General features: G+C 69.9%; 18 protein-coding genes and 1 tRNA gene. 12 read left to right on the forward strand and 7 right to left on the reverse strand.

Annotated features, from left to right (window positions below):
* The first annotated feature begins 504 nt into the window (after positions 1 to 504).
* Both AB0L65_RS54190 and AB0L65_RS54195 read left to right on the forward strand, forming a co-directional pair.
* A complete protein-coding gene (locus tag AB0L65_RS54190; RefSeq protein WP_364263939.1) occupies positions 505 to 1,245 on the forward strand; it encodes a hypothetical protein in 741 nt (246 codons plus the stop codon).
* A gap of 334 nt (positions 1,246 to 1,579) precedes the next feature.
* The gene (locus tag AB0L65_RS54195; protein WP_364263942.1) at positions 1,580 to 2,167 is read left to right on the forward strand and encodes a hypothetical protein; all 588 of its coding nucleotides are present in this window, start codon (positions 1,580 to 1,582) and stop codon (positions 2,165 to 2,167) included.
* 825 nt (positions 2,168 to 2,992) lie between these two features.
* Here the strand turns inward: AB0L65_RS54195 and AB0L65_RS54200 are convergent.
* Entirely contained in the window at positions 2,993 to 4,522 is a 1,530-nt protein-coding gene (locus AB0L65_RS54200) for a bis-aminopropyl spermidine synthase family protein (RefSeq protein WP_364263945.1), read from the reverse strand.
* Between the two features lie 1,392 nt (positions 4,523 to 5,914).
* On the opposite strand from AB0L65_RS54200, the gene gltB reads away from it, so the two are divergent.
* Positions 5,915 to 10,420, forward strand: coding sequence for a glutamate synthase large subunit (gltB, locus tag AB0L65_RS54205; RefSeq protein ID WP_364263948.1), 4,506 nt, complete (start codon positions 5,915 to 5,917; stop codon positions 10,418 to 10,420).
* 13 nt (positions 10,421 to 10,433) lie between these two features.
* On the forward strand, positions 10,434 to 11,912 hold the full coding sequence (locus AB0L65_RS54210; protein WP_364263951.1) for a glutamate synthase subunit beta: 1,479 nt from the start codon (positions 10,434 to 10,436) through the stop codon (positions 11,910 to 11,912).
* A gap of 40 nt (positions 11,913 to 11,952) precedes the next feature.
* On the opposite strand, the gene AB0L65_RS54215 is transcribed toward AB0L65_RS54210, so the two are convergent.
* The gene (locus tag AB0L65_RS54215; RefSeq protein WP_364263954.1) at positions 11,953 to 12,087 is read right to left on the reverse strand and encodes a hypothetical protein; all 135 of its coding nucleotides are present in this window, start codon (positions 12,085 to 12,087) and stop codon (positions 11,953 to 11,955) included.
* A 64-nt stretch (positions 12,088 to 12,151) separates the two neighbouring features.
* On the opposite strand from AB0L65_RS54215, the gene AB0L65_RS54220 reads away from it, so the two are divergent.
* The 5 genes from AB0L65_RS54220 to pyk all read left to right on the forward strand — a co-directional run bounded on the left by AB0L65_RS54220 (position 12,152) and on the right by pyk (position 17,954).
* Positions 12,152 to 12,733 (forward strand): TetR/AcrR family transcriptional regulator, encoded by a 582-nt coding sequence (locus AB0L65_RS54220; protein WP_364263957.1) that lies wholly within the window; start codon positions 12,152 to 12,154, stop codon positions 12,731 to 12,733.
* Between the two features lie 140 nt (positions 12,734 to 12,873).
* Positions 12,874 to 14,334 carry an MDR family MFS transporter gene (locus tag AB0L65_RS54225; protein ID WP_364263960.1) on the forward strand — a complete coding sequence of 487 codons (1,461 nt, stop codon included), beginning with the start codon at positions 12,874 to 12,876 and terminating at the stop codon, positions 14,332 to 14,334.
* 154 nt (positions 14,335 to 14,488) lie between these two features.
* On the forward strand, positions 14,489 to 16,141 hold the full coding sequence (locus AB0L65_RS54230; RefSeq protein ID WP_364263963.1) for a S8 family serine peptidase: 1,653 nt from the start codon (positions 14,489 to 14,491) through the stop codon (positions 16,139 to 16,141).
* Complete coding sequence (locus tag AB0L65_RS54235) at positions 16,138 to 16,488, forward strand: DUF2784 domain-containing protein (RefSeq protein ID WP_364263966.1); 351 nt, start codon at positions 16,138 to 16,140, stop codon at positions 16,486 to 16,488. Before AB0L65_RS54230 ends, AB0L65_RS54235 begins: the two co-directional genes overlap by 4 nt.
* A 35-nt stretch (positions 16,489 to 16,523) precedes the next feature.
* Complete coding sequence (pyk, locus tag AB0L65_RS54240; RefSeq protein WP_355191838.1) at positions 16,524 to 17,954, forward strand: pyruvate kinase; 1,431 nt, start codon at positions 16,524 to 16,526, stop codon at positions 17,952 to 17,954.
* A 362-nt stretch (positions 17,955 to 18,316) separates the two neighbouring features.
* Here pyk and dapD read toward each other — a convergent pair whose 3' ends face one another.
* From dapD to AB0L65_RS54255, 3 genes are read right to left on the reverse strand one after another with little or no spacing between them, the layout of a single operon-like run.
* The gene (dapD, locus tag AB0L65_RS54245) at positions 18,317 to 19,279 is read right to left on the reverse strand and encodes a 2,3,4,5-tetrahydropyridine-2,6-dicarboxylate N-succinyltransferase (RefSeq protein WP_350726299.1); all 963 of its coding nucleotides are present in this window, start codon (positions 19,277 to 19,279) and stop codon (positions 18,317 to 18,319) included.
* A gap of 24 nt (positions 19,280 to 19,303) precedes the next feature.
* Positions 19,304 to 19,726 (reverse strand): pyridoxamine 5'-phosphate oxidase family protein, encoded by a 423-nt coding sequence (locus tag AB0L65_RS54250; RefSeq protein ID WP_350726301.1) that lies wholly within the window; start codon positions 19,724 to 19,726, stop codon positions 19,304 to 19,306.
* Complete coding sequence (locus AB0L65_RS54255) at positions 19,650 to 20,654, reverse strand: LysR family transcriptional regulator (RefSeq protein ID WP_364263969.1); 1,005 nt, start codon at positions 20,652 to 20,654, stop codon at positions 19,650 to 19,652. The genes AB0L65_RS54250 and AB0L65_RS54255 overlap by 77 nt, the downstream gene beginning before the upstream one ends.
* 71 nt (positions 20,655 to 20,725) lie before the next feature.
* Between AB0L65_RS54255 and AB0L65_RS54260 the strand changes: the two genes are divergently transcribed.
* Positions 20,726 to 21,454: an SDR family oxidoreductase gene (locus AB0L65_RS54260; RefSeq protein ID WP_364263972.1), complete on the forward strand. Its 729-nt coding sequence runs from the start codon at positions 20,726 to 20,728 to the stop codon at positions 21,452 to 21,454.
* A 4-nt stretch (positions 21,455 to 21,458) separates the two neighbouring features.
* Here the strand turns inward: AB0L65_RS54260 and AB0L65_RS54265 are convergent, their stop codons facing one another.
* Positions 21,459 to 22,229 carry a helix-turn-helix domain-containing protein gene (locus tag AB0L65_RS54265; RefSeq protein ID WP_364263975.1) on the reverse strand — a complete coding sequence of 257 codons (771 nt, stop codon included), beginning with the start codon at positions 22,227 to 22,229 and terminating at the stop codon, positions 21,459 to 21,461.
* A 64-nt stretch (positions 22,230 to 22,293) separates the two neighbouring features.
* Positions 22,294 to 22,366, reverse strand: a tRNA-Leu gene (locus AB0L65_RS54270).
* 95 nt (positions 22,367 to 22,461) lie between these two features.
* Here AB0L65_RS54270 and AB0L65_RS54275 point away from each other — a divergent pair.
* Positions 22,462 to 23,046, forward strand: coding sequence for a response regulator (locus tag AB0L65_RS54275; RefSeq protein WP_350726309.1), 585 nt, complete (start codon positions 22,462 to 22,464; stop codon positions 23,044 to 23,046).
* A gap of 153 nt (positions 23,047 to 23,199) precedes the next feature.
* Positions 23,200 to 24,540, forward strand: coding sequence for an ABC transporter substrate-binding protein (locus tag AB0L65_RS54280; RefSeq protein ID WP_364263979.1), 1,341 nt, complete (start codon positions 23,200 to 23,202; stop codon positions 24,538 to 24,540).
* The last annotated feature ends 10 nt before the right edge of the window (positions 24,541 to 24,550 follow it).

The raw sequence follows: 24,550 nt of genomic DNA on the forward strand, positions 1-24,550 counted from the left end.
GACGGCGACCTTGGAAACTGGGCGGCCGGCGGCGACGAGTCCGCGGCCGATGCGGTCGGCGGTGACTGGGCGGTCAGCGGTATGCGGTCCGTCACCGAGGGGACCCGACCCCGCCGATCCGGCGGCCGACGTTCGGCGGCCGAGACCGATGGAGGTCGTTCGTCATCCGGAGGCCGCGGTCGTCGTTCGGCGGCGGCCCAAGGCGGTCACTCGGCGGCTGAGACCGACGGCGGTCGCTCGGTGGCTGGGGCGGAAGGTGGCCGCTCGGCAGCAGGGGCCGAAGGTGGCCGATTGGTGGCCGGCGACGATGGCGGTTGGTCAGTGCTCGGGGCCGAGGATGATCGGTTGGCTGACGACGGTCCATTGGGCTTCGGGGCCGACGGTGGATTTGCGACTTCTGAGACTCGCGACGGGAAGGCCGATGGCGACGGGCGGCCGGGGAAGTTCTCGCGTACGCGACGGCGTCCGCCGCCTTCTGACTGGCAGCTCCCGCTGCTCACCCACATGGGCTTGCAGCCCAAGCACCAGCGGCTGATCGTCATCATCGCCACGATCGTCGGCGTGCTGGCGGGCGGGACCGGGCTGGTGGTCGCCATCAACTCCATCGGCGGCTACTCCCCGCAGCGGCAGGCCGGCTCCTCCATGATCGCGCCGGACACGGCCCTCCCGCACGTCTTCCGAGGATGGGGCTCACCCAAGCTGTTCGACCCTGTCACGGACAGGGCCAAGGACCAGCGGGCCCTGACCGAGAAGGAGGTGTTCGGGCAGAGCGAGCTCGCCGTGTCCAAGAAGCTCAAGCTCAAGCTGGTCACCAAGAAACTCGATGCCGACTGCTCGGCGGCGCTGTGGGGCGCGAACCTCCTCGAACTGGTGTCGGACGCCGGATGCACCCAAGTTGCCCGCGGCCTCTACGCGAGCTCCGACGGCCGGTACATCGGCCAGTACACGCTGCTCAACCTCAAGGACGGCAAGTCGGCCGCCGACCTGGTGGAGTCCTTGAAGACGCTTTACCGGGGCGGTTGGACGCGTCCCCTGGAGTCCGCCAAGGCCACCTTCCCCGCCGGCGGCTACTCCGAGGCTGGCGGCTACGCCCTCGGCCACTACGTCGGCCTGGTGTGGCTGGGGAAGACCGACGGCGCGGATCCCGGCCCCAAGGACGACTTCGTCTCGCTCACTCTGGCGCTGCGCGGCGCGGAGAAGGCCGTCTACCGCCGCGTCGTCACGATCACCGGACCGTCCTCTTGATGCAGAACCACCTACCCCCGAACAACACCCGCCCCTGGCACCGCTCCCGTGCCGCCATCACGCTCGCTGAGGGTGGTTGCCTGAAGTCCGGGGGAGTTGCCGCGATGGTGGAGGGCGGCGGCCCGGGGCCCCGGGATGTCATCGCGATCGCTGAGGGCGGATGCCCAAGGTTCGGGGGAGTTGCCGCGACGGTGGAGGACGGCGGCCCGGGGCCTGGGGGTGTTGTCGCGATCGCCGAGGGCGGTCGGCTGAGGTTTGGGGGAGTTGCCGTGATCGTGGCGGGCAGTGGCCCGAGGCCTCGGGATGTCGTCGCGATTGCGGAGGTGGCCTGCTGATGTCGCGTCGTGTCGTCATCCCCTTGGGGCTCGCCGTCGTGGCGGTCGTCGCGGTGGCCGGTTGGCTGTGGCTGCGGCGCGAGGATCCCAGGCCCGCCAGCTTCCACGCCGAGCCCACCTCCGCCTTCTACTCCGCCATCGACAAACGCCAGAACGACACCGCGCCTCTCACCCTGAACGAGGTCTTCACCCCGGCCACCCAGAGCCTGGGCGCCATACGTCTGGACGCCACGCAGCAGTTCAGCGACTGTGACGAGGTTCTCTGGGGAGTCTCGGCCACGGGCTGCACGCAGGCGCTCCAAGCCACGTACAAGGGGGGTGCGGTGGCGGGTCAGTTCGTCATCTTCAACCTGAGCGACGGGCGGGCGGCTGACGCGCTGGTGTCGGCGCTGGGCAAGGACGGGTTCGTACGGCAGAACATCGTGTTCGAGCCGGTCGGTAGCCGGGCACAGGCGCGGGCGATGGGCCACTACGTGACTGTGAGCTGGGCCGGAGGATCGGCGCCCGCCCAGGACCTGGTGGCCGCCCTCGTGGCGCTGGACGGTTTGGGGCGCGTGGTCCAGGGCCGCATCGTCGCCGTAACCTGAGGCCACCGCCACCCACCCGTCCCCGATGGCGACCTGCTCCTGTGGTGGCGACTCGGACCGGCGACCGCGACCGCGATGGCAGCCCCTGAGAGAGGCAGAGGTCGTGACTGCGATGGCAACCCCTGAGAGGCAGAGGCCGCGACCGCGATGGCAACCCCTGAGCGCGACGGTGACCAGCACTCGAGACCGTGGCCGGGTGCATGACTCGCGACGGCGACGAGGGCGGGGACTGCATCGGCGATCCGCGAGAGCGACGGTGACCAGGACCCGCGACTGCAATGGTGATCGGAGCTAGCGACCGTGGCCGGGCCCATGACTCGCGACGGCGACCGGGGCCGGGATTGCGTCGGCGATCCGCGAGCGCGACGATAACCAGGACACGTGACGGTGGGATCCGCGAGCGCGACGGTAACCAGGACACGTGACGGTGGCCGGGCCCGCGACGGGGCGGCAGCCCGCGACGGTGGCCAGGGCCAGCGACTCCGATGATGGCCGCCACGATGATCAGGACGGCGATCGCTACAGGCGACCCTGACGGCGACTCGCCAGGGTGACTGGGATGGCGATCAGGGCGGCTTGCGACATTGGGCCGCTGCTGGCCTCGACCTCCACTGGCCTCGACCTCCACTGGCCTCGACCTCCACTGGCACTCCACTGGCCTCGACCTCCGCTGGACTCCGCCTGGCTGGACTCCGCCTGGCTGGACTCCGCCTGGCTGGACCCGGCCTACCTGGACCCGGCCTCGGCAGGACTTGGCTGTGGCGCATTGGCCTGGCTTTGGCAGCGACTGGACGCCCGGACCCCTCGGAGGGCGGGTTTCCCGGGTCAGGTGGTTGTGGTCAAGGCGGAGATGGTCGTGGTGACTGCTTCGGGGAGGGCGGACAGGCGGTGGAGGGGGGCGTCCAGGGGGGTCAGGGCTTCCGACCAGGGGGCGGCTTCGGCGATGAGGGTGCGGGCCTCGTTCTTGGTCAGGGTCGAGCCCTGGGTACGGGCCACCGCGATGAGGGCCTCGCGCCATGTGTTGGCCAGCTTGGCGTGCCCGTTGTCCAGGATCCTGCGCAGCACCGAGGCCGCGTCGCCGGGCGGTTGTGGGAGGCGTACGGCGTCCAGGACGTCGCCGCCGGCGCTCAGTTTGTAGACGGTGGACAGCACGTCAGGCAGCGGCGGGAGGTCGGAGCCCACGACGCGTACGTGGGAGGCGCGGGTCGCCAGGAGGATGCGGGGGAGGGCGGCCTCCAGGCCCGGGGGCAGGGCCACGGCCACGCGGTCCAGGGTGGCGGCGTACGGCTTGGAGAGCCAGGTCGAGAGCCGGACCCGGGGCTCGGTGAGGTCCTTGGGCCACTCGCCCACCAGCAGGTCGGGGTCGAAGCCCTGGATGGCCTCCTGCGGGGCTGAGAGGGCGTTATGGGCGCTTTCGACCGATTGTGGGCCTTGGGTGTAGATAGTGGTGGTTTGGCGGCTCAGGCGGGACGTCACGGCCGGGCGCGTCTTGGTGGTGGGGCGGAGGATGTACATGTCGGCGGCCGAGCCGATGGCTTCTGCCCCGAAATATCGGTTGAAGTCGGGATAGATGGCTTCGTAGGCGAGGTTGAGCTCCACCAGGGCCTGCTGGACCTTGAAGGCCAGCATCGGGGTACGTTCGCTGGCTCCGTACGCGAGCAGGATGCGGCCGTTGTCCGTCAGCGCCTCGGCGGCGCGTGCCACGAACAAGCCCGTACCCTCCGGCGTGTACGGCGGGTCGGTGAGCGCGAGGTCGTGGTCCCGGGCGGACGCGGGCAGGCCGAGGCGCAGGTCGGCCCAGCGGGTGCGGACCCCCAGGCGCTGGGCGTCGATGTACGCCAGGATGCGCTCGTCGATGTCGACCACCGTGACGTCGGTCTCCGGATGGATCAGCTTGACGGCCAGCGAGGTCAGGTCGTGGTCGCCGACGCACAGCAGGCGCGTGCCGGGGAGCCAGAAGCGGGCGCCGAGCAGCAGCGCCCGCCTCAGAATCGTTTCGGGGGTGGCCGAGACGTGGTCGAGTACGTGTCGGGCGCGCGGAGCCCGCGCCACGAGATCTTTGAGACGGGCGAGCTCGGAAGCGTAGTGGGGGAGCAGGTGGGCCACCGGATCCTCCGGCGGCGGGGCCAGCGCGAGGAGGTCCTGGTAGTCGTTGGTGTGGGTCAGCGGGATCCGGAACGCGTCGCCCTCCCGCTCCAGGGGGAGCTCACGCAGGAGGGCCTCGACGGTACGCCTGGAGGTGGCGGTCTCTCTGACCAGGTCGGCCAGCGTCCACCACTGGGCGTCGCACAGGAGGGTCAGGGCGTGCCGCAACCGCCTGCTGTCCGGCCCTGCCTCCGCGAGCAGGCGCTCCACCCCGTCACGCTCCATCAGATCCGCGCGGACCCCGCTGCCTGCCTCGGCCGGCGGAGGAGTCCGCGCTCCCTCCCTCCAGATTTTGTCGGCGCATGCCGATAGCGTGATGGTCTCGTTACTGAGGGTGGGAGGTGGTGGTGCACGGATCGTCCGTGTTCCTGCTGTGCCCCACCGGTGAGCAGGCGTACGGCGTGATCGATCGGACCGGGTGTGACGTCGTCGGCACGTCTGGATCGAGATTGAGCGGATCGATCCTGGAGGTGGCTCGGGGGGAGTTGATGACGGTGCTTGTGCACAGGGCTGCCGGCATCTCCTGTGCGTGTTCTCGTCGCCGGCTCTGTGCGCGCGTCGATGTCGACGGCGATGTCGGCGCGTCGATCGAGCTTCGCGACGCTGCGCAGGCGGCTTGGCGAGAAGCCGCTCCCTTCGAGGAGCGGAGGAGTCACGAGGGCAACCCTATCGAGGTACGAGGGTGGACGGCCCGAGCGCGCATCCGTCCGAGGCGGCGGTGTCCCCGCCCCGGCCACCCGTCCGTGCGAGGTGGTGTCGTCCGTGTCCCGGCCATGCCCGTGCGGGAAGGCGGCCCCGCTCTCTCGCGGTCATGGCGTGAGCGGGTGGTTCGGCAGTGGGGGGTCTGAGCGGGGGTTCGGCGGCGGGGGAGGTCCGAGCGGGGGGCTCGGCGGTGAGGGAGGTCCGAGCAGGTGGCCCCGTGGTGAGGGAGGTCGTCGCGGAGTTGGCTGGCGTCGCGACACGTGGTGGCAGTCAAAGCGGGGTGACTGTGGTGGTGGGTGGGAGTCCTGAGGGTCGCCGGCGGTGGCGCGTGGGTGAGGCGGTGGGGTGATCGTGGTGGTGTGTCGGTTGAGGAATGGCGGGTTGTGGTGGCTCGGGGGTGGGGCGGTGGGGTTGTGGCGGTGCCTCAGGTGGGGAGCCGGGGGATGGTGGCAGGGCGTGGGTGAGGCGGTGGGTTGTGGTGGTGCCTCAGGTGAGTGGCGAGGGGAATGTGGCAGGGCTTGGGTGGGGTGGTGGAGTGATCGTGGTGGCGCATGAGTGAGGTGGTCGGGTGAGCGGGGCGGCGCGGGGGTGAAATCTGGGGGTGGGTGGGGTGGTGTACGGGCGGATTGGTCGGGTTGGGGTTTGGGTGGGGGGTGAAGTGGGGACGACTCGCTCCCCATGCCGTAAATCGTGGACGTGTAGCGGGAATTTCTTTGCCTACGTCCGGGGTTTGGGATAGGGAGTTCGGATGCTGGGATAGGCCCCAATGTTCGCAATGCGGACGTGCCGGGCACCATTCCGGCAGCGTGCGGTAACCTCTACCCACGATATGCAGCAGGGCCAACGTCGTCCCCGCCTGTAGCGCAGTTAGAGACAGACGATGACGACGGGAGGGATTAAATGCCTGCTGCCCACCTCGGGTTCCCCGAGCCCCAGGGCCTGTACCACCCCGCCAACGAGCATGATGCCTGCGGTGTCGCCATGGTTGCCGACGTCGCTGGACGCCGTGGGCACGGGATCGTGGTCAAGGCGCTGACGGCTCTGTGCAATCTTGATCATCGGGGGGCCAAGGGTAGCGAGCCGGACACCGGCGACGGAGCCGGGATCCTGACGCAGATTCCCGATGGGTTCTACCGCGCGAGCGTGCCGTTCGCGCTTCCCCCGGCCGGCGCGTACGCGACCGGCATCGCCTTCCTGCCGTTCGACGAGCAGGCCAGGGGCATCGCCACCGGCCTGATCGAGGAGATCGCGGCCGAGGAGGGCCTCACCGTGCTCGGCTGGCGCGAGCTGCCGGTCGACCGCGAGCTGCCCGGGCCCAGCGCCAGGGCCGTCATGCCGCACTTCGCCCAGCTGTTCGTGACCGACCCTGAGGGCCGGGAGGGGCTGGAGCTCGACCGGCTGGCGTTCTGCCTGCGCAAGAGGGCCGAGCACGAGGCGGACGTCTACTTCCCCTCGCTGTCCGCCAGGACGATCGTCTACAAGGGCATGCTCACGCCCGACCAGGTCGAGCCGTTCTTCCCCGACCTGAGCGACGAGCGTTACGAGACGGCGATCGCGCTGGTGCACTCGCGCTTCTCCACCAACACGTTCCCGAGCTGGCCGCTCGCCCACCCGTACCGCTACATCGCCCACAACGGCGAGATCAACACGGTCAAGGGCAACCGCAACTGGATGCGGGCCCGCGAGGCGATGCTGGAGTCCGCCCACATCCCGGGCGATATTTCACGACTTTTCCCCATCTGCGACCCAGATGGCAGCGACACCGCCAGCTTCGACGAGGCCCTGGAGCTCCTGCACATCGGCGGCCGGAGCCTGCCCCACGCCGTGCTGATGATGATCCCGGAGGCGTGGGAGAACCACACCGAGATGGATCCCGCGCGCCGGGCCTTCTACGAGTTCCACTCCTCGATGATGGAGGCCTGGGACGGCCCCGCGTCGATCACGTTCACCGACGGCACCCTGGCCGGCGCCGTGCTCGACCGCAACGGCCTGCGCCCCGGACGCTTCTGGGTGACCGCCGACGGCCTGGTCGTGCTGGCCTCCGAGGCCGGCGTGCTGGACTTCAAGCCCGAGGACGTGGTCAGGAAGGGCCGCCTGCAGCCGGGCCGCATGTTCCTCATCGACACCGCCCGCGGCAAGATCATCGAGGACGACGAGATCAAGGCCGAGCTGGCCGCCGAGCTCCCGTACGAGGACTGGCTGCACGCGGGGCTCGTCCGCTTCGAGGAGCTGCCCGCGCGGCAGCGGGAGATCCCCACGCACGAGGCGCTCGTCAAGCGGCAGCAGACCTTCGGCTACACCGAGGAAGAGCTGCGCATCATCCTGTCGCCGATGGCCAAGGCGGGTCAGGAGCCGATCGGCTCCATGGGCACCGACACGCCCGTGGCCGTGCTGAGCGAGAAGCCGCGGCTCCTGTTCGACTACTTCACGCAGCTGTTCGCGCAGGTCACGAACCCGCCGCTGGACGCCATCCGTGAAGAGCTGGTCACGTCGCTGGCCAGCACCATCGGTCCCGAGGGCAACCTGCTCGACCCGGGTCCGTCGTCGTGCCGCCAGCTCGTGCTGCCGTACCCGGTGATCGACAACGACGAGCTCGCCAAGATCATCCACATCAACGACGAGCACGACCTGCCGGGCTTCCACCCGTACGTCATCAGCGGCCTGTACGAGGTCGCCGGCGGCGGCGAGGCGCTGCTGAGCCGCCTGGAGGAGATCAGGGCCGAGGCGTCCCAGGCGATCGCGGGCGGCGCGCGGATCATCGTGCTGTCGGACCGCGGCTCGTCGGAGACGCTGGCGCCGATCCCGGCGCTGCTGCTGACCGGCGCGGTGCACCACCACCTGATCCAGGAGAAGACCCGCACCAAGATCGGGCTCGTGGTCGAGACCGCCGAGGCCCGCGAGTGCCACCACATGGCGCTGCTCATCGGGTACGGCGCCGGCGCGATCAACCCGTACCTCGCGATCGAGACCATCGAGGACCTGGTCGACACCGGCGCCCTCCAGATGGACAAGCGCAAGGCCGTGCGCAACCTGATCAAGGCGTACGGCAAGGGTGTCATCAAGGTCATGTCCAAGATGGGCGTGTCCACGGTGGCCTCCTACACCGGCGCGCAGATCTTCGAGGCGCTCGGCCTGAGCCAGCAGGTCATCGACTCCTGCTTCACCGGCACCACCTCCCGCCTGGGCGGCGTCGGCTTCGACGTGCTGGCCGAGGAGGTCGCGCAGCGGCACCGCCACGCCTACCCGCGTGCGGAGAACGCCCACCGCAGGCTCCAGGTCGGCGGCGAGTACCAGTGGCGGCGCGAGGGCGAGCCGCACCTGTTCAACCCCGAGACCGTCTTCAAGCTGCAGCACGCCACCAGGACCCGCCGCTACGAGATCTTCAAGGAGTACACGAACCTCGTGGACTCCCAGGCGGAGCGGCTGATGACCCTGCGCGGCCTGTTCAAGCTGCGCAAGGGCGCCTCGATTCCGATCGAGGAGGTCGAGCCGGCCTCGGAGATCGTCAAGCGGTTCTCGACGGGCGCGATGTCGTACGGCTCCATCTCGATGGAGGCGCACGAGACGCTCGCCATCGCGATGAACCGGCTCGGCGGCAAGTCCAACACCGGCGAGGGCGGCGAGGACCCCGAGCGGCTCTACGACGCCACCCGCAGGTCCGCGATCAAGCAGGTCGCCTCCGGCCGGTTCGGCGTCACCAGCGAATACCTGGTGAACGCGGCCGACCTGCAGATCAAGATGGCCCAGGGCGCCAAGCCCGGTGAGGGCGGTCAGCTGCCCGGCCACAAGGTCTACCCGTGGATCGCCAAGACCAGGCACTCCACGCCGGGCGTCGGCCTCATCTCGCCGCCGCCGCACCACGACATCTACTCGATCGAGGACCTGGCCCAGCTCATCCACGACCTGAAGAACTCCAACCCGGAGGCCAGGGTCCACGTGAAGCTGGTCGCCGAGGTCGGCGTCGGCACGGTCGCCGCGGGCGTGTCGAAGGCGCACGCCGACGTGGTGCTCATCTCCGGGCACGACGGCGGCACCGGCGCCTCACCGCTCACGTCGCTCAAGCACGCGGGCGCGCCGTGGGAGCTCGGCCTGGCCGAGACCCAGCAGACGCTCCTGCTGAACGACCTGCGCGACCGCATCGTCGTCCAGGTCGACGGCCAGCTCAAGACCGGCCGCGACGTCGTCATCGCCGCGCTGCTCGGCGCCGAGGAGTACGGCTTCGCCACCGCGCCCCTCGTCGTCAGCGGCTGCGTCATGATGCGGGTCTGCCACCTCGACACCTGCCCCGTGGGCGTCGCCACGCAGAACCCGGAGCTGCGCAAGCGCTTCAGCGGCAAGCCGGAGTTCGTGGTCAACTTCTTCGAGTTCATCGCCGAGGAGATCCGCGAATACCTGGCCGAGCTGGGCTTCCGCTCGCTCGACGAGGCGATCGGGCACGTCGAGATGCTCGACATGTCGGCGGCCGAGGACCACTGGAAGGCCAGCGGCCTCGACCTGGCGCCGATCCTGCACCGGCCCGAGCTGCCCGCGGGCACCGTGCTGCGCAGGGTCGTCGAGCAGGACCACGGCCTGCAGCACGCGCTGGACAACACGCTGATCCAGCTCGCCGAGGGCGCGCTCAACGAGGGCACCCCGGTCACGCTGGAGCTGCCCATCCGCAACGTCAACCGCACGGTCGGCACCATGCTCGGCTACCAGGTGACCAAGCGGTACGGCGGCCAGGGCCTGCCCGACAACACGATCGACATCTCGTTCACCGGCTCGGCGGGCAACTCGCTCGGCGCGTTCGTGCCGCGCGGGGTCACGCTGAGGCTGACCGGCGACGCCAACGACTACCTCGGCAAGGGCCTGTCCGGCGGGCGGATCACCGTCCGGCCGCACGAGGAGGCCCCGCTCGACGGCCACATCATCTCCGGCAACGTCGCCCTGTACGGCGCCACGTCCGGTGAGGTGTTCATCCGCGGCGTCGTGGGCGAGCGGTTCTGCGTGCGCAACTCCGGCGCCACGGCGGTCGTCGAGGGCGTGGGCGACCACGGCTGCGAGTACATGACCGGCGGACGGGCCGTCGTCCTCGGCCCGACCGGGCGCAACTTCGCGGCCGGCATGTCGGGCGGCATCGCCTACCTGCTCGACCTCAGGTCGGAGCGGGTCAACCGCGAGATGGTCGCCATCGAGACGCTCACCGAGGAGGACGGCGAGTTCCTCAAGGAGACCGTCGAGAAGCACTTCGCGGAGACCGGCTCGCCGGTCGCCAAGGAGCTGCTGGCCGACTGGGACGCGGCGCTGGGCCGGTTCGGCAAGATCATGCCGACCGACTACAAGCGGGTGCTGGCCGCCGCCGAGGCCGCCCGCATCGAAGGCAGGGACATCGACGAGGCGGTCATGGCCGCCGCGGTGCAGGGTTAGGGAGGCGTACCGAATGGCTGACCCCAAGGGTTTTCTCACGCACGACCGGGAGCTGCCGGCGCGCCGCCCCGTGGACGTCCGCATCAGCGACTGGCGCGAGGTCTACCAGGACTTCTCGCGGGAGAAGCTGACCAAGCAGGCGGCCCGCTGCATGGACTGCGGCATCCCGTTCTGCCACAACGGCTGCCCGCTCGGGAACCTCATCCCCGAGTGGAACGACCTCGTCTACCGCACCGACTGGCGCGAGGCGATCGAGCGGCTGCACGCCACGAACAACTTCCCCGAGTTCACGGGCCGGCTCTGCCCGGCCCCGTGCGAGGCGGCGTGCGTGCTCGGCATCAACTCCGACCCCGTGGCGATCAAGCGGGTCGAGGTCGAGATCATCGACCGGGCGTTCGCCGAGGGCTGGGTGACTCCGCAGCCCCCGGCCGTCAAGACCGGCAAGCGGGTGGCGGTCGTCGGCTCGGGCCCTGCGGGCCTGGCCGCCGCGCAGCAGCTCACCAGGGCCGGGCATGACGTGGTCGTGTTCGAGCGGGCCGACCGGATCGGCGGCCTGCTGCGGTACGGCATCCCCGAGTTCAAGATGGAGAAGCGGCACATCGAGCGCCGCCTGGAGCAGATGCGTGCCGAGGGCACCGAGTTCCGCACCGGCGTGAACGTCGGCGTCGACGTCACCGCCGCCGAGCTGCGCGAGCAGTTCGACGCCGTGGTGCTGTCGGGCGGGGCCACCCAGTGGCGCGACCTGCCGGTGACCGGGCGCGAGCTCAAGGGCGTCTACCAGGCGATGGAGTACCTGCCGTTGTCCAACAAGGTCCAGGAGGGCGACTTCGAGACCGCGCCCGTCTCGGCCGAGGGCAAGCACGTCGTGGTGATCGGCGGCGGCGACACCGGCGCCGACTGCATCGGCACGGCGATCCGGCAGGGTGCCGCGTCCGTCACCCAGCTCGAGATCATGCCGCAGCCGCCGGCGAACAGGCCCGGCAGCCAGCCGTGGCCGACGTTCCCGATCCTGTTCAAGATGGAGAGCGCCCACGAGGAGCTGGCCGACGGCGGGGGAGAGCGGGTCTACGCGGTCTCCACGACCGAGTTCGTCGGTGACGCGGACGGCAACGTGCGGGCGCTGCGGCTGGTCGAGGTCGAGGGACCGCAGGGCGGGTTCAAGCCGATCCCGGGCACCGAGCGCGAGATCCCGGCCGAGCTGGTGACGCTGTCGATGGGCTTCCTCGGCCCGGAGAAGGGCTCGCTGCTGCAGGACCTGGCCGAGGCCGGTGGTGACGGCTTCTACGACGCGCGGGGCAACGTCTCGCGTGACAAGACGTACATGTCCAAGGTGGACGGTGTCTTCGTGGCCGGCGACATGGGCCGCGGGCAGTCGCTCATCGTGTGGGCCATCGCCGAGGGGCGGGCCGCCGCCTCGGGCGTGGACCGGTACCTGACCGGGGAGACGGCGCTGCCGTACCCGATCCTGCCGACCGCGCGCCCGCTGGTGTAACTCAAAGAGGCCGGGACCGCTCAGCGCGGTCCCGGCTTTTTCACGCGCATTCGCGGGCGATGGCGTCGAGGACGCGCTGCGAGCCGGCGTCGGCGGCGCGGTAGATGGCCGGCCGCAGCGTGCGCTCCCTGTCGCGGAAGAAGTCGCGCGGGCCCGGGTGGAGCATGCACGGCATGTCCAAAGAATTGCACACCCTGCAAGTCTTGCAGAGCGTGCAAGAGTTGCGTACAGTGCAAGACATGGAGAGTCCGCAGCAGCGTCGAGACCGTCGGCGGGCCGAGAAGCGGCAGGCCATCAGGGTCGCCGCGGTGAAGATCGCGCTCGACGAGGGGATCGAGGCCGCGACCGTGGAGGCGATCAGCGCGGCGGCCGACATCTCGCCGCGCACCTTCTTCAACTACTTCGCCTCCAAGGAGGAGGCGCTCGTCATGGAGCCTCTCTGGCACCCCGAGGAGCTCGTCGGCATGCTCGCGGAAAGGCCCGCCGACGAGCCCGCCTTCGAGTCGCTGAAAACGGTGATGCGGACCTTCGCCGTCCGGAGCCAGCGGATCTGGACGGACATGCAGCCGTTCATGGAGCTGCGCAAGCGCCACCCCGAACTGGCCGCCAAGTCCAGGGCGGCCGACGAGACGAAGATCATGGACACGGTCTTCGACGCCGTCAGGAGCCGTCCGGGCGTCACCAGCCCCATCCACGCCAGGCTGCTCATCGTCGCGTCGTTCGGCGCCGCCATCTCGGCGATCCAGGAGGCGACCGCCGGCGGCGACTCGGTGGAGGACCTGCTCGAAGAGGCGTTCACGCTGCTGGAGAACGGGCTCTGACCCCATAGGGAAAGCGGCGACCGGGGTGGCACCCCCGATCGCCGCGGATCACTCCTGCCCTCGCGAAAGAAGCAAGGAGACGACCAATGCTATCCACAACCACGCCCGAGGCAGCACCTCGGCGCTCACTCTGGGTGAGCATGGCCTCACTCATGCTCACCATGTTCCTGGCCGCCGTCGACCAGACCGTGGTGGCGACCGCCATGCCGACCATCGTGGGCGAGCTGAACGGCCTGGAGAGCCTGTCGTGGCTGGTCACCGCGTTCGCGCTGACGTCGGGCATCGCCACGCCCCTCTACGGCAAGCTCAGCGACATGTACGGCCGCAAGAACCTCTACCTGTCGGCCATCGTCCTGTTCGTCCTCGGCTCGGCCCTGTGCGGGCTCGCGCAGTCGATGGGCCAGCTCATCGCCTTCCGGGCCTTCCAGGGCATCGGGGCGGGCGGTCTCATGGTGCTGACCATGACCATCGTCGGCGACCTGGTCACGCCCCGCGAACGGGCCAAGTACCAGGGCATCTTCGGCGCGGTCTTCACGCTGGCCTCGATCGCAGGGCCGATCCTCGGCGGCTACCTCACCCAGCACGTCTCCTGGCGCTGGATCTTCTACATCAACCTGCCGCTCGGCGTGATCGCGCTGGCCGTGGCGTTCGCCGTGCTGAAGCTGCCCAAGCGCGTCTCCCCGCACCGCATCGACTGGCTCGGCGCCGTGCTCATCTCCGGGCTGCTGACCTGCCTGACGCTGTTCGCCTCCTGGGGCGGCACCCTCTACGCCTGGTCCTCGCCGGTCGTCATCGGGCTCGGTGGCGGCGCGGTGCTGCTGGCCGTGCTGTTCGTGCTGGTGGAGCGGACGGCGGCCGAGCCGGTGCTGCCGCTGCGGCTGTTCCGCGACCGGACGTTCACGATCCCGGTGGCCTCCGTCGTGCTCATGGCCACCGCGATGCTCGGCGCGGCCACGTTCCTGCCCGTGTTCCTGCAGTTGGCCACCGGCGCGAGCGCGGCGGACTCCGGGCTGCTGCTGCTCCCGATGATGGTCGGGATGGTCGTCTCGTCGACGCTGACGGGGCAGCTCGTGCACCGGTTCGGCCGGTTCAAGTGGTTCATGGTCACGGGGACGGCGCTCGCCGGGGTCGCCGGGCTCCTGTTCTCCACCATGGACCTCGGGACCAGCGGGTTCGTCTCCGGCTCGTACATGGCGCTCTTCGGGGCGGGGCTCGGCATGGTCATGCAGAACGTGCTGCTGGTCGTGCAGACCACCACCGCGGCGGCGGACCGGGGCGCGGCGACCTCGGCCGTCACGTTCGCCCGGGGCGTCGGCGGCGCGGTGGGCGTGGCGGTGCTGGGCGGCGTCTTCAGCGGCAGGCTCGCGCCGGGGCAGGCCTCGCTCACGCCCGAGGCCATCCAGGCGCTGCCCGAGGCCGCGCGGCACGCCACGCAGCTCGCCTTCTCCGACGCCATCAGCGGGGTGTTCGGGTGGGTGGGGCCGATCCTGCTGGCCGCCGCGTTGCTGCTGGCGTTCCTGAGGAACGTACGCCTGACCGACCAGGCCCCGTCCGAGCCGGTCGCGCAGGAACCGGCCCCGGAGCCCGGCGTACGGGCCTGAGCCCAGGGCTGAGCGGATCCCGTACCCGGGGTCCGCTTAGCTACCTTTAGGCCGAAATTTCGTCAGTAAGTTGCATCACCTGGTAAGTGTCGGGAAGATGCAGAATCTGCGGCACTGGGCGGATGGGGGAGCAATGCGGCGGGTCACCTCTGGCTTGACGGCGTTGGCCACCGTGGTCGCGATGGCCGCCTGCTCGGCCGGCACCTCGCAGGCCCCGCCCCGCGCCGCCACCCCCCGAGGCCCCGAATACCTCGTCTTCTACGCCCAAGACGGGCAGCAACAGGCACAGCAGGCCGTCGAAAGCGCCGGCGGCACCACGCTCGCGAACGACGCCAAGCTCGGCTACCTGACGGCCACGGGCGGCGGCGGCAGGTTCGTCGAGAACGTGGGCGCCGACGGATCCGTCGTCGGGGTGTCCCCGGACCGCAGCATCGGCTTCGCCGAAACCGGCGCCGCCCGCGCCGCCACCCGCCGTACCGGAGGAGCCAAGGGCCGGACGGCGGCCTTCCCCGACGCGCGCTCGTTCACCAAGAGCGGCTCGGGAGAGCCGCTCGCCGGCCGCCAGTGGGACATGCGGATGATCGGCGCCGACCGCGCCAACGCCAAGGTACCCGGCAGCAGGCAGGTGCTGGTCGGTGTCATCGACACCGGCGTGGACGGCAAGCACCCCGACATCGCCCCCAACTTCAACCGCGAGCTCAGCCGCAACTTCGTCACCGACAAGCCCAAGGACGAGGACGGCGAGACGCTCGACGGCCCCTGCGAGGTCAGCAGCTGCAAGGACCCCGTGGACGAGGACGACGACGGCCACGGCACCCACGTGGCCAGCACGATCGCCGCCCCGATCAACGGCATCGGCATCGCCGGCGTCGCCCCCGGCGTGCAGATCGTGAACATCAGAGCCGGCCAGGACTCCGGCTTCTTCTTCCTCAAGCCCAGCCTCGACGCGCTCACCTACGCCGGCGACATCGGCGTGGACATCGTGAACATGAGCTACTACGTCGACCCCTGGCTGTTCAACTGCACGAACAACAAGGCCGACTCCAGGAAGGAACAGCTCGAACAGGCGGCCATCATCACCGGCATGCAGCGGGCGCTCGACTACGCCCGCCAGCGCGGCGTCACCCTCATCTCCGCCCTCGGCAACGGCTCCACCGACCTCGGCCACCCCAAGGTCGACAAGGAGAGCCCCGGCTACCCGGTGGGCGAGAAGAAGGAGCGCCAGGTCGACAACTCCTGCGTCAACGTGCCCGCCGAGTCCGCCGGCGTCATCTCCGTGGCCGGGCTCGGCCCCTCCGGCCGCAAGGCGATCTACAGCGACTACGGCGCCGAGCAGGCCGACGTGTCCGCGCCCGGCGGCGACGCGCTGGACGGCAAGGGCGCCAAGGCCACCCGCTCGATCCTGGGCGCGGCGCCCGAGCACGTGCTGCGGGCCGCCGGGCGGATCGACGCGAAGGGCGAGCCCAAGGGCGCCGACGTCGTCAAGGACTGCAAGGGCGACACCTGCGCCTACTACCAGTACCTCGACGGCACCTCCATGGCCGCCCCGCACGCCACGGGAGTCGCCGCCATCCTCATCAGCCGCTTCGGCAAGCCCGGCAAGGGCGGCCTCGAACTGGCCCCGACCACCGTCGAGGACCTGCTGTACAAGACCGCCACCCCCAAGGCCTGCCCCACGCCCCGCCAATATGTGTACAAAGCCTACGGGCAGGACGTCACGCAGGTCTGCGAGGGAGACCAGGCGGACAACGGCTTCTTCGGGCACGGTGTCGTGGACGCATGGAAAGCGGCTACCGTCGAACCATGATGTATCGCATCATCGCGGACGCCGCGATGGTGGTGCACTTCGCGTTCCTGGCCTACCTGGCCGTGGGCGGGTTCCTCGCGTGGCGCTGGCGGCGTACGATCTGGGCGCACCTGGCCGTGGTCGGCTGGGGCCTGCTCTCACTCGCGACCGGCGTCGAGTGCCCGCTCACCGTGATCGAGGACTGGGGACGCCGCAACGCAGGGCTGCCCGAGCTGCCCCGCGGCGGATTCATCGACAACTACATCGAGGGCGTGATCTACCCGGAGCAGTACACGAACTTGGTACGTCTGGGGGTCGCCGTTCTCGTTCTGTTCTCTTACGTAGGCTACGTTCTCCGTCGTCAGTGACTGCCAAGTGGTCTGTACCAATTAAGGTAGGACTCGTGACTCGTCGCGCGAAAATCGTCTGCACCCTAGGCCCCGCCACCTCCTCCAAAGAACGCCTCCGCGAGCTGATCGCCGCAGGCATGGACGTGGCACGGTTCAACCTCAGCCATGGCACTCATGACATGCACAGAGAGGTCTACGACCGGGTCAGGGAGGTGGCGGCCGACCTCGGCCGCGGCGTAGGCATGCTCGCCGACCTGCAGGGCCCCAAGATCCGCGTCGGCACGTTCGAGGAGGGCCCCGTCAGGCTGGGCTTCGGCGACGTCTTCACCATCACCACCGAAGACGTCCCGGGCGACCGCGAGCAGGTCTCCACCACCTACAAGGGGCTGCCGAACGACGTGCGCCCCGGTGACACGATCCTCGTCGACGACGGCCGCCTCGTGCTCGAGGCCACCCGCGTCGACGGTGAGCGCATCACCACCCGTGTCGTCATCGGCGGCATGATCTCCGACAACAAGGGCCTCAACCTGCCCGGCGTCAACGTCAGCGCCCCCGCCCTGACCGACAAGGACGAGGCCGACCTGCGCTGGGCGCTGCGCACCGGCTTCGACATGATCGCCCTGTCCTTCGTCCGCCGCCCGTCCGACGCCGACGTGGTGCGCAACATCATGGAGCAGGAGGCCGTACGCCTGCCGCTGCTCGCCAAGATCGAGAAGCCGCAGGCCGTCGACCGCCTCCCCGAGATCGTCGAGGCCTTCGACGGCATCATGGTCGCCCGCGGCGACCTGGGCGTCGAGCTGCCGCTGGAGCAGGTGCCGATCGTGCAGCGGCGCATCATCGAGCTGTGCCGTGAGAAGGCCCACCCGGTCATCGTCGCCACCCAGATGCTCGACTCGATGATGAACGCCCCGCGCCCCACCCGGGCCGAGGCCTCCGACGTGGCCTACGCGGTCATGGACGGCGCCGACGCGGTCATGCTGTCGGGCGAGACGTCGGTCGGCAACTACCCGATCGAGTCCGTCTCCACGATGGACCGCATCGCCTGCGCCGCCGAGGAGACGTCCCTGCACGCCACGCACACGCTGGAGCGCATGCCGGAGACCACCGGCGGCGCCATCGCGCGGGCGGCGGCCGAGGTGGGGGCCATCGTGGGGGCCAAGGCACTGGTGGCGTTCACGATGTCGGGGGAGACGGCGCGCCGCCTGGCCCGCTACCGCTCGCCGATCCCGCTGCTGGCCTTCACGTCGTCGCCGCACGTGCGGGGGCAGCTGTCGTTGACGTGGGGGGTGGAGACGTTCCACGTGCCGTTCGTGCACCACACCGATGACATGGTGCGGCAGGTGGAGGCTTCGCTGCTGTCGTCCGGGCGGCTGGAGAAGGGGGACAAGGTGGTCATCGTGGCCGGCTCGCCTCCCGGCACCCCGGGCTCCACCAACGCCCTGCGCGTCCACACCGTCGGCTCGGCCGTCTCCCACACGCACTAACCTTCAGTTTTACGGCTGCGCACGGTCGGCGCCACCCGCCGGCCGTGGCGGTCTTTGAATCCTTTACGGCTGCGCACGGTGGGCACCACCCGCCGCCCGTGGCTGAGGGCCCTCCAGGGAGACGCTTACCCGCCTCACCGGCGCGCCGCCGTAACGGCGCGCCCTGGGCCATCTCCGTGGTTTTCGCCTGACCGGCGCGCCAGGGGGAGACGGGGCACGCCCACGGTGCCCGCGCGTTCCGACTTGATCGCGCGAAGGACCTGGGGGGCGCCCACGCGTCTTGATGGGCGGCCCCACCACCATGTGCCCCCAGCGCGGGCGGCGCCGGTGGCGGGGCGCCGCCCATAGGGTTGGTCAGGGGGTCAGTTGGCGTGCAGGGCGGCGTTCAGTTCGATGCCGCCGCCCGTGCGCGGCACCGCCTCCACCGCGCCCGACTGCGAGTTGCGGCGCAGCAGGACCCCGTTCGAGCCCGACAGCTCGGCCGCCTTCACCACCGTGCCGTCCGGGAGCGCGACCTTCGTGCCCGCCGTCACGTACAGCCCGGCCTCCACCACGCAGTCGTCCCCCAGCGAGATGCCGATGCCCGCGTTGGCGCCGAGCAGGCAGCGCTCGCCGATCGAGATGACCTGCTTGCCGCCGCCGGACAGCGTCCCCATGATCGAGGCGCCGCCGCCCACGTCGGAGCCGTCGCCGACGACCACGCCGGCCGAAATGCGGCCCTCGACCATGGAGGCGCCCAGGGTGCCGGCGTTGAAGTTCACGAAGCCCTCGTGCATAACCGTGGTGCCGCTCGCCAGGTGGGCGCCCAGGCGCACCCGGTCCGCGTCGGCGATCCGTACGCCGGACGGCAGCACGTAGTCCACCATCCGCGGGAACTTGTCCACCCCGTACACCGTCACCGCGCCCCTCGCCCGCAGCCGCAGGCGCGTCCGCTCGAAGTCCGGCACCGGGCACGGACCGAAATTGGTCCACGCGACGTTGGCGAGCAGGCCGAAGACGCCGTCCAGGTTGACCCCGTGCGGCCTGACCAGGCGCGCGGACAGCAGGTGCAGCCGCAGGTAGACGTCGTGGGCGTCCACGGGCGCCTCGGAGAGCTTGGCGATGCCGGTGCGCACCGCCACCACCTCCACGCCCCGCGCCGCGTCGGGACCCGTCAGCTCGGCCAGCTCACCGGCCTCGCCGGCGGAGAGCCGCTCGGTGCCCGTCGCGGGCGCGTCGCCCAGCTCGGGGGCGGGGAACCAGGTGTCGAGTACGGTGCCGTCGGCGGCGATGGTCGCGAGGCCGACGCCGAACGCGCCGGTCGAGGTGGGATCGATAGCAGTCACGGGCCCAAAAATACCGTTTCCGGGTCAGCCGAGAGCGCCCAGGTCGGCGGAGAGCCAATGCTCGGGTCGCATCCGGAACGTCATGAGCACGTGCAGGTCCGAGCCCTGCACGTATCCCTCCACCGCGTCGGGCGGCAGGTAGCGGGAGGAGATGCGCGTCAGGTCCTCCAGCGTCGTGGGCCCGGAGCGCACGACGGGCCCCTCGACGGACACGTACCGGTAGGTCGGGCTGACCCGCTGCACCAGCATCGAGAACCTGGTCGCCTTCGCGATCAGCTTGGCCTTGCGCGAGCCGCCGTCCGTCAGGAAGCGGATCTCGCCGCCGGGGACGTAGTCGTACCAGACGGGCACGATCAGCGGCGCGCGCCCGTCACCCGTCTCCACCGCCAGGCTCGCGATGTGCGGCTCCGCCAGGAACGCCTCCCTCGCCGCCACGCTCAACGGCATGCCGCCCCACCCCCGTCTTCATCGATCTTGAGACCGATATTCCCGATGGGAGCGATCCCGAAAGCTCCTCGATCGCGGTTTTGCCCAGGTGATCCCCATCTGCGGCGGCCAGGTTCCGGGCAGCGACCGTCGTCGCCGTGTGCACGAACCCCGCCAGCGCCCGCGACCGGACCCCCTCCGGCCAGGCCAGCACCACCGTCGTCGGAGCGCCGTCGAGCACCGGAACGCACACGAGATCCCGCCGCAGATGATCCCGCACCGACTCCGGCGCCACCGCGATCAACCGCCCCAACGCCACCAGTTGCATCGCCATGGACGGATCGTGCGGCTCCGGATGCTGACCCGGCCAGCGCGGAGTCGGGTCCTCCTCCAACTCGGCCCGGCGCACGAAGGGCCGCCCCGCCAGCCGGTGCCTGGGCTGCACGATCACCACGCTGCCCTCCTCACGGAGCGGCTCGCTGTCGAAACCCGTCAGATCCTCGTACGGGCTGTGCAGGAACGCCACGTCGGCCGTGCCGTCACGCAGCATCCGCGCCCGCTCCGTCACCGCGCACAGGACCAGATCCACCTCGACGGCGTCCGGATGGTCGCGATAGGCGGCGAGGATCTCCGGCAGCAGGCCGCCGTCGCCGCCCGCCTTCATCGCCACCACCAGCCGGGGCACCGCGTGCCCCGCCCGCTGCGTGCGCACCGTCGCGGCGGCCACCGCGTCGAGGACCTTGGCCGCCTCCCTGGCCAGCACCTCGCCCGCCGGAGTCAGCGAGATCCGCCGCCCCGACCGGTCGAACAACGTCACCCCGAGCCGCCGCTCCAGCTTCTGGATCGCCCTCGACAGCGGCGGCTGCGCCATGCCCAGCCGCTCGGCCGCCCGCCCGAAGTGCAGCTCCTCCGCGACGGCGGCGAAATAGGCCAGCTCGCGCGTTTCCATACCCTCAGGGTATGGCCCAAGACCCACCCGGTGTTGGCCCCGGAACCGCCGGCGATGGTGTGCTTCCCGACATGACCGACAACACCACAGCCCTGGTGACCGGGGCGAACAAGGGCATCGGATACGAGGTCGCCGCCGGACTCGCGCGCACGGGCATGACGGTGCTGCTCGCCTCCCGCGACCGGGCACGCGGGGAGGAGGCCGCCGCCCGGCTCCGCGCCGAGGGCGGCGACGTGCGCCCCGTCCTGCTGGACGTCACCGACCCCGCCACGATCGGCGCCGCCGCCGCCACGCTGACCCGCCTCGACGTGCTGGTCAACAACGCCGGCATCGCGGGCCCCATGGGCGACCCGCCCAGCGCCATGTCCCCGCGGACCCTCCGGGAGGTGCTCGAGACGAACGTCGTCGGCGTCCTCATGGTCACCAACGCCATGCTCCCCCTGCTCAGACGCTCACCGGCGGCCCGCATCGTGAACGTCTCCAGCGGCGTCGGCTCCCTCGCCCACCACACCGACCCCGGCCACTACATGTCCGCCCTGCCGCCCTCGGCCACCTATCCCGTGTCCAAGACCGCGCTCAACTCCCTGACCGTCCAGTACGCCAAGGAACTGCGCGAGGAAGGCATCCTTGTCAACGCCGCCGCCCCGGGCGCCTGCGCCACCGACCTGACCAAGGACCTGCCGTACAAACCCACCCGCACGGCCGCGGACGGGGCCGCCGTCGTCATCCGGCTGGCCACCCTCGGCCCCGACGGCCCGACCGGCGGCTTCTACGACGACGCCGGGGTCATGCCCTGGTGACCGGTCAGTATTTCGGGCCGACGTGAAGGTCGAGCAGCTCCACCGCCTCCCGCCGGGCGACCGAGAGCTCGTTGCGTTTGTTGAACCGCCAGGCGACCCCGAGCAGATCCAGCGCGTCACCGCAGAGTGCCAGAATGTCGGGGGACTCGTTCTTGAACAGGTAACGCGGATACTCGTACCAGCGGACGCCGCTGGGGAGGACGCGGCGGACGCGATTCATCCCTCGGTAGCCGTCTGAATGCATGAGGCCTCGCACGAACTGCCCGGGATGCGCCGTGACGATCTCCTGCTGCCACGGGTCGAGCACGATCGCACGGTTGTGCTTCTTGCCGGGGCCGTGCTGCGGGAACAGATGCGGCCAGTGCTTGGAGTAGGAGTTCACGTCGCTGCACCCGTGCCTCTGCACCACGCGCACCTTGTTGGTCGGGCGGACGGCTTGGAGCGCCTCGATACATTCCTGGACGAGGCCAGGCCAGCTGTCCGCGCACATGATCCGTAAGGCCCACACGTGCTTGTCCCGGTCGCCGACCCAGCAGATGCAGCCGTCGCCGAGATAGAGGCCCAGCAGGTAGGCATAACTGCCTGCAGGAGAGGGAGGATGGGGCTGCGACGCGCAGCGGGGGCACGTGCCGGTCATGGGAGAGTCGTGGGTAGGCCGATTGCGCCACCGGCTGATGGTGGTCCGACTGAGGCCAGTCTGGCGGCTCGCCTCGCCAATGCTGATCCCTGATGCGAGCAAACGGAGCGCTTCGTCACGGATGGCGAGATCGTACATGCGAAGAGTGTTGCATCCAGGTGCGACAAAACCGCCCGGCGGAGAGAACCGAGCGGTTGGTCAGTGCCCCGGGTGGGATTCGAACCCACACTGAATGGATTTTGAGGCCATCTTCTCTGCCGTTGGAATACCGGGGCATTTCCGGATTTATGGTGCATCCTAGCGCCGAGCTAGATCGCCTGCTGGCCGCCAGCGTCGCTCTAATGTACCGGACATCGGTACTCTTCTGCTCGTGAGTACGCAGCGGCGAGTAGTGATCGCGGAAGACGAGGCCCTGATCCGCCTCGACCTCAAGGAGATGCTCCAGGAGGACGGCTACGTCGTCGTGGGCGAGGCCGGGGACGGTGAGCAGGCGATCCGGCTGGCCGCCGATCTGAGGCCGGACCTCGTGATCCTGGACGTGAAGATGCCCGTGCTCGACGGCATCTCGGCGGCCGAGCGGATCGCGGCCGAGCGGATCGCCCCGTGCCTGATCCTGACCGCGTTCTCCCAGCGTGACCTGGTCGAGCGGGCCAGGGACGCGGGGGCGATGGCCTATCTGGTCAAGCCGTTCACGAAGGCGGATCTGGTGCCGGCGATCGAGATGGCGGTCAGCAGGCACGAGGAGATGGTGGCGCTGGCGTCCGAGGTGTCGAGCCTGTCGGAGCGGCTGGAGACCAGGAAGCTGGTGGAGCGGGCCAAGGGTCAGCTGATGACGCAGCACGGCTGGAGTGAGCCGCAGGCGTTCAGGTGGATCCAGAAGGCGTCGATGGATCGGCGGTTGAGCATGCGTGAGGTTGCTCAGATCGTTATAGATGACGCGGCCGAGCGGGGCTGAATAAGGCCTATATCAAGTCTTTTGGGCCGGTGGGTTGTGGTGTGGTCACGAGTGGGCATCCAACCGGCTTCGAGTGCTTTTCGTGGGAGGTGTCCCGGCGCGTAACTGATGGGCGGACAGAAGGTCCGCTCATCTCGAACGGAGACGCTTTCGATGATCCGTATTTCCCGCACGCCGGTCGCCGCCACAGCGATCCGCGTACCGGTGCTCGCCGCCGCCCGCTTACCGGTCGCCGTCACGGCGGCGTGTCTGGTGCTGGTCGCGTGCTCGGGCGGAGGCACGACCGCCGCCCCCGCCGGGTCCGCCTCGGCTTCGTCCTCCTCGGCCGGGGCCGCGAAGAAGGGGGACGGCACGCTGACGATCGGCACGGTGCTGCCGCAGACGGGTTCGCTCGCGTATCTGGGCCCGCCCATGTTCACGGGTGTGAACCTGGCGCTCAAGGAGGTGAACGAGGCGGGCGGGGTGCTCGGCAAGCCGGTCACCAAGTACGACACGGACTCGGGTGACACCACCACGAACATCGCCTCGCAGTCGGCCGACAAGCTGCTGACGCAGAAGGTGGACGCGATCGTGGGCGCGGCGTCGTCGTCGGTGTCGGAGTCGATCATCGACAAGATCACCCGGGCGGGGGTCGTGCAGTTCTCGCCGGCGAACACGTCGGACAAGTTCACCACGATCAACGACCGGGGGCTCTATTTCCGTACGGCGCCGCCGGACAAGCTGCAGGGCCGGGTGCTGGGTGACCTGGTGGTGGGCGACGGCAACGACACGGTGGGCATCCTGGCCATGCAGGACTCGTACGGGACGGGTCTGGCGGATCAGGTGCAGAAGACGATCACGGACGGTGGTGGCGAGGTCGTGGAGCGGGTGGACTACGACCCGAAGGCGGCCGACTTCTCCGCGGACGTGGCCAGGATCAAGGCGAAGAACCCGAAGGGCATCGTGCTGATCGGGTTCGAGGAGACGGCGAAGGTCGTGGCGGAGCTGGTCAAGCAGGGTCTGACGGCGGACAGGCACAAGTGGTACATGGTGGACGGCAACATGTCGAACACCAACTTCGTCAGGGCCCCGAAGGGCACGCTCAAGGACGTCAAGGGCACGCTGCCCGGCGCGGCGGCGCCCGAGGCGTTCCAGAAGAAGCTGCTGGCGGTCAATCCCAAGCTGACCGAGTTCACGTACGCGGCGGAGTCGTACGACGCGGTGACGCTGATCGCGCTGGCGGCCGAGGTGGCCAAGGACGACTCGGGGGCGGCCATCGCGGCGAACCTGGTGGCCGTGAGCAAGTCCGGCGAGAAGTGCACCGGTTTCAAGGAGTGCGTGGACCTGCTGAAGGCCGGCAAGGACATCGACTACGAGGGCGTCAGCGGGCCGGTCGACTTCAACGAGGTGGGCGACCCGTCGGTGGCGACGATCGGGGTCTACCAGTACAGGGCGGACAACACGTTCGACGCGGCGAAGGCGGTCGAATATCGCCAGGGCAACATCGCGGGCTGAGGAGCGCCCA

Source organism: Nonomuraea sp. NPDC052116, assembly GCF_040680035.1.
In the GTDB taxonomy this organism is placed as follows: Bacteria; Actinomycetota; Actinomycetes; order Streptosporangiales; family Streptosporangiaceae; genus Nonomuraea; species Nonomuraea angiospora_A.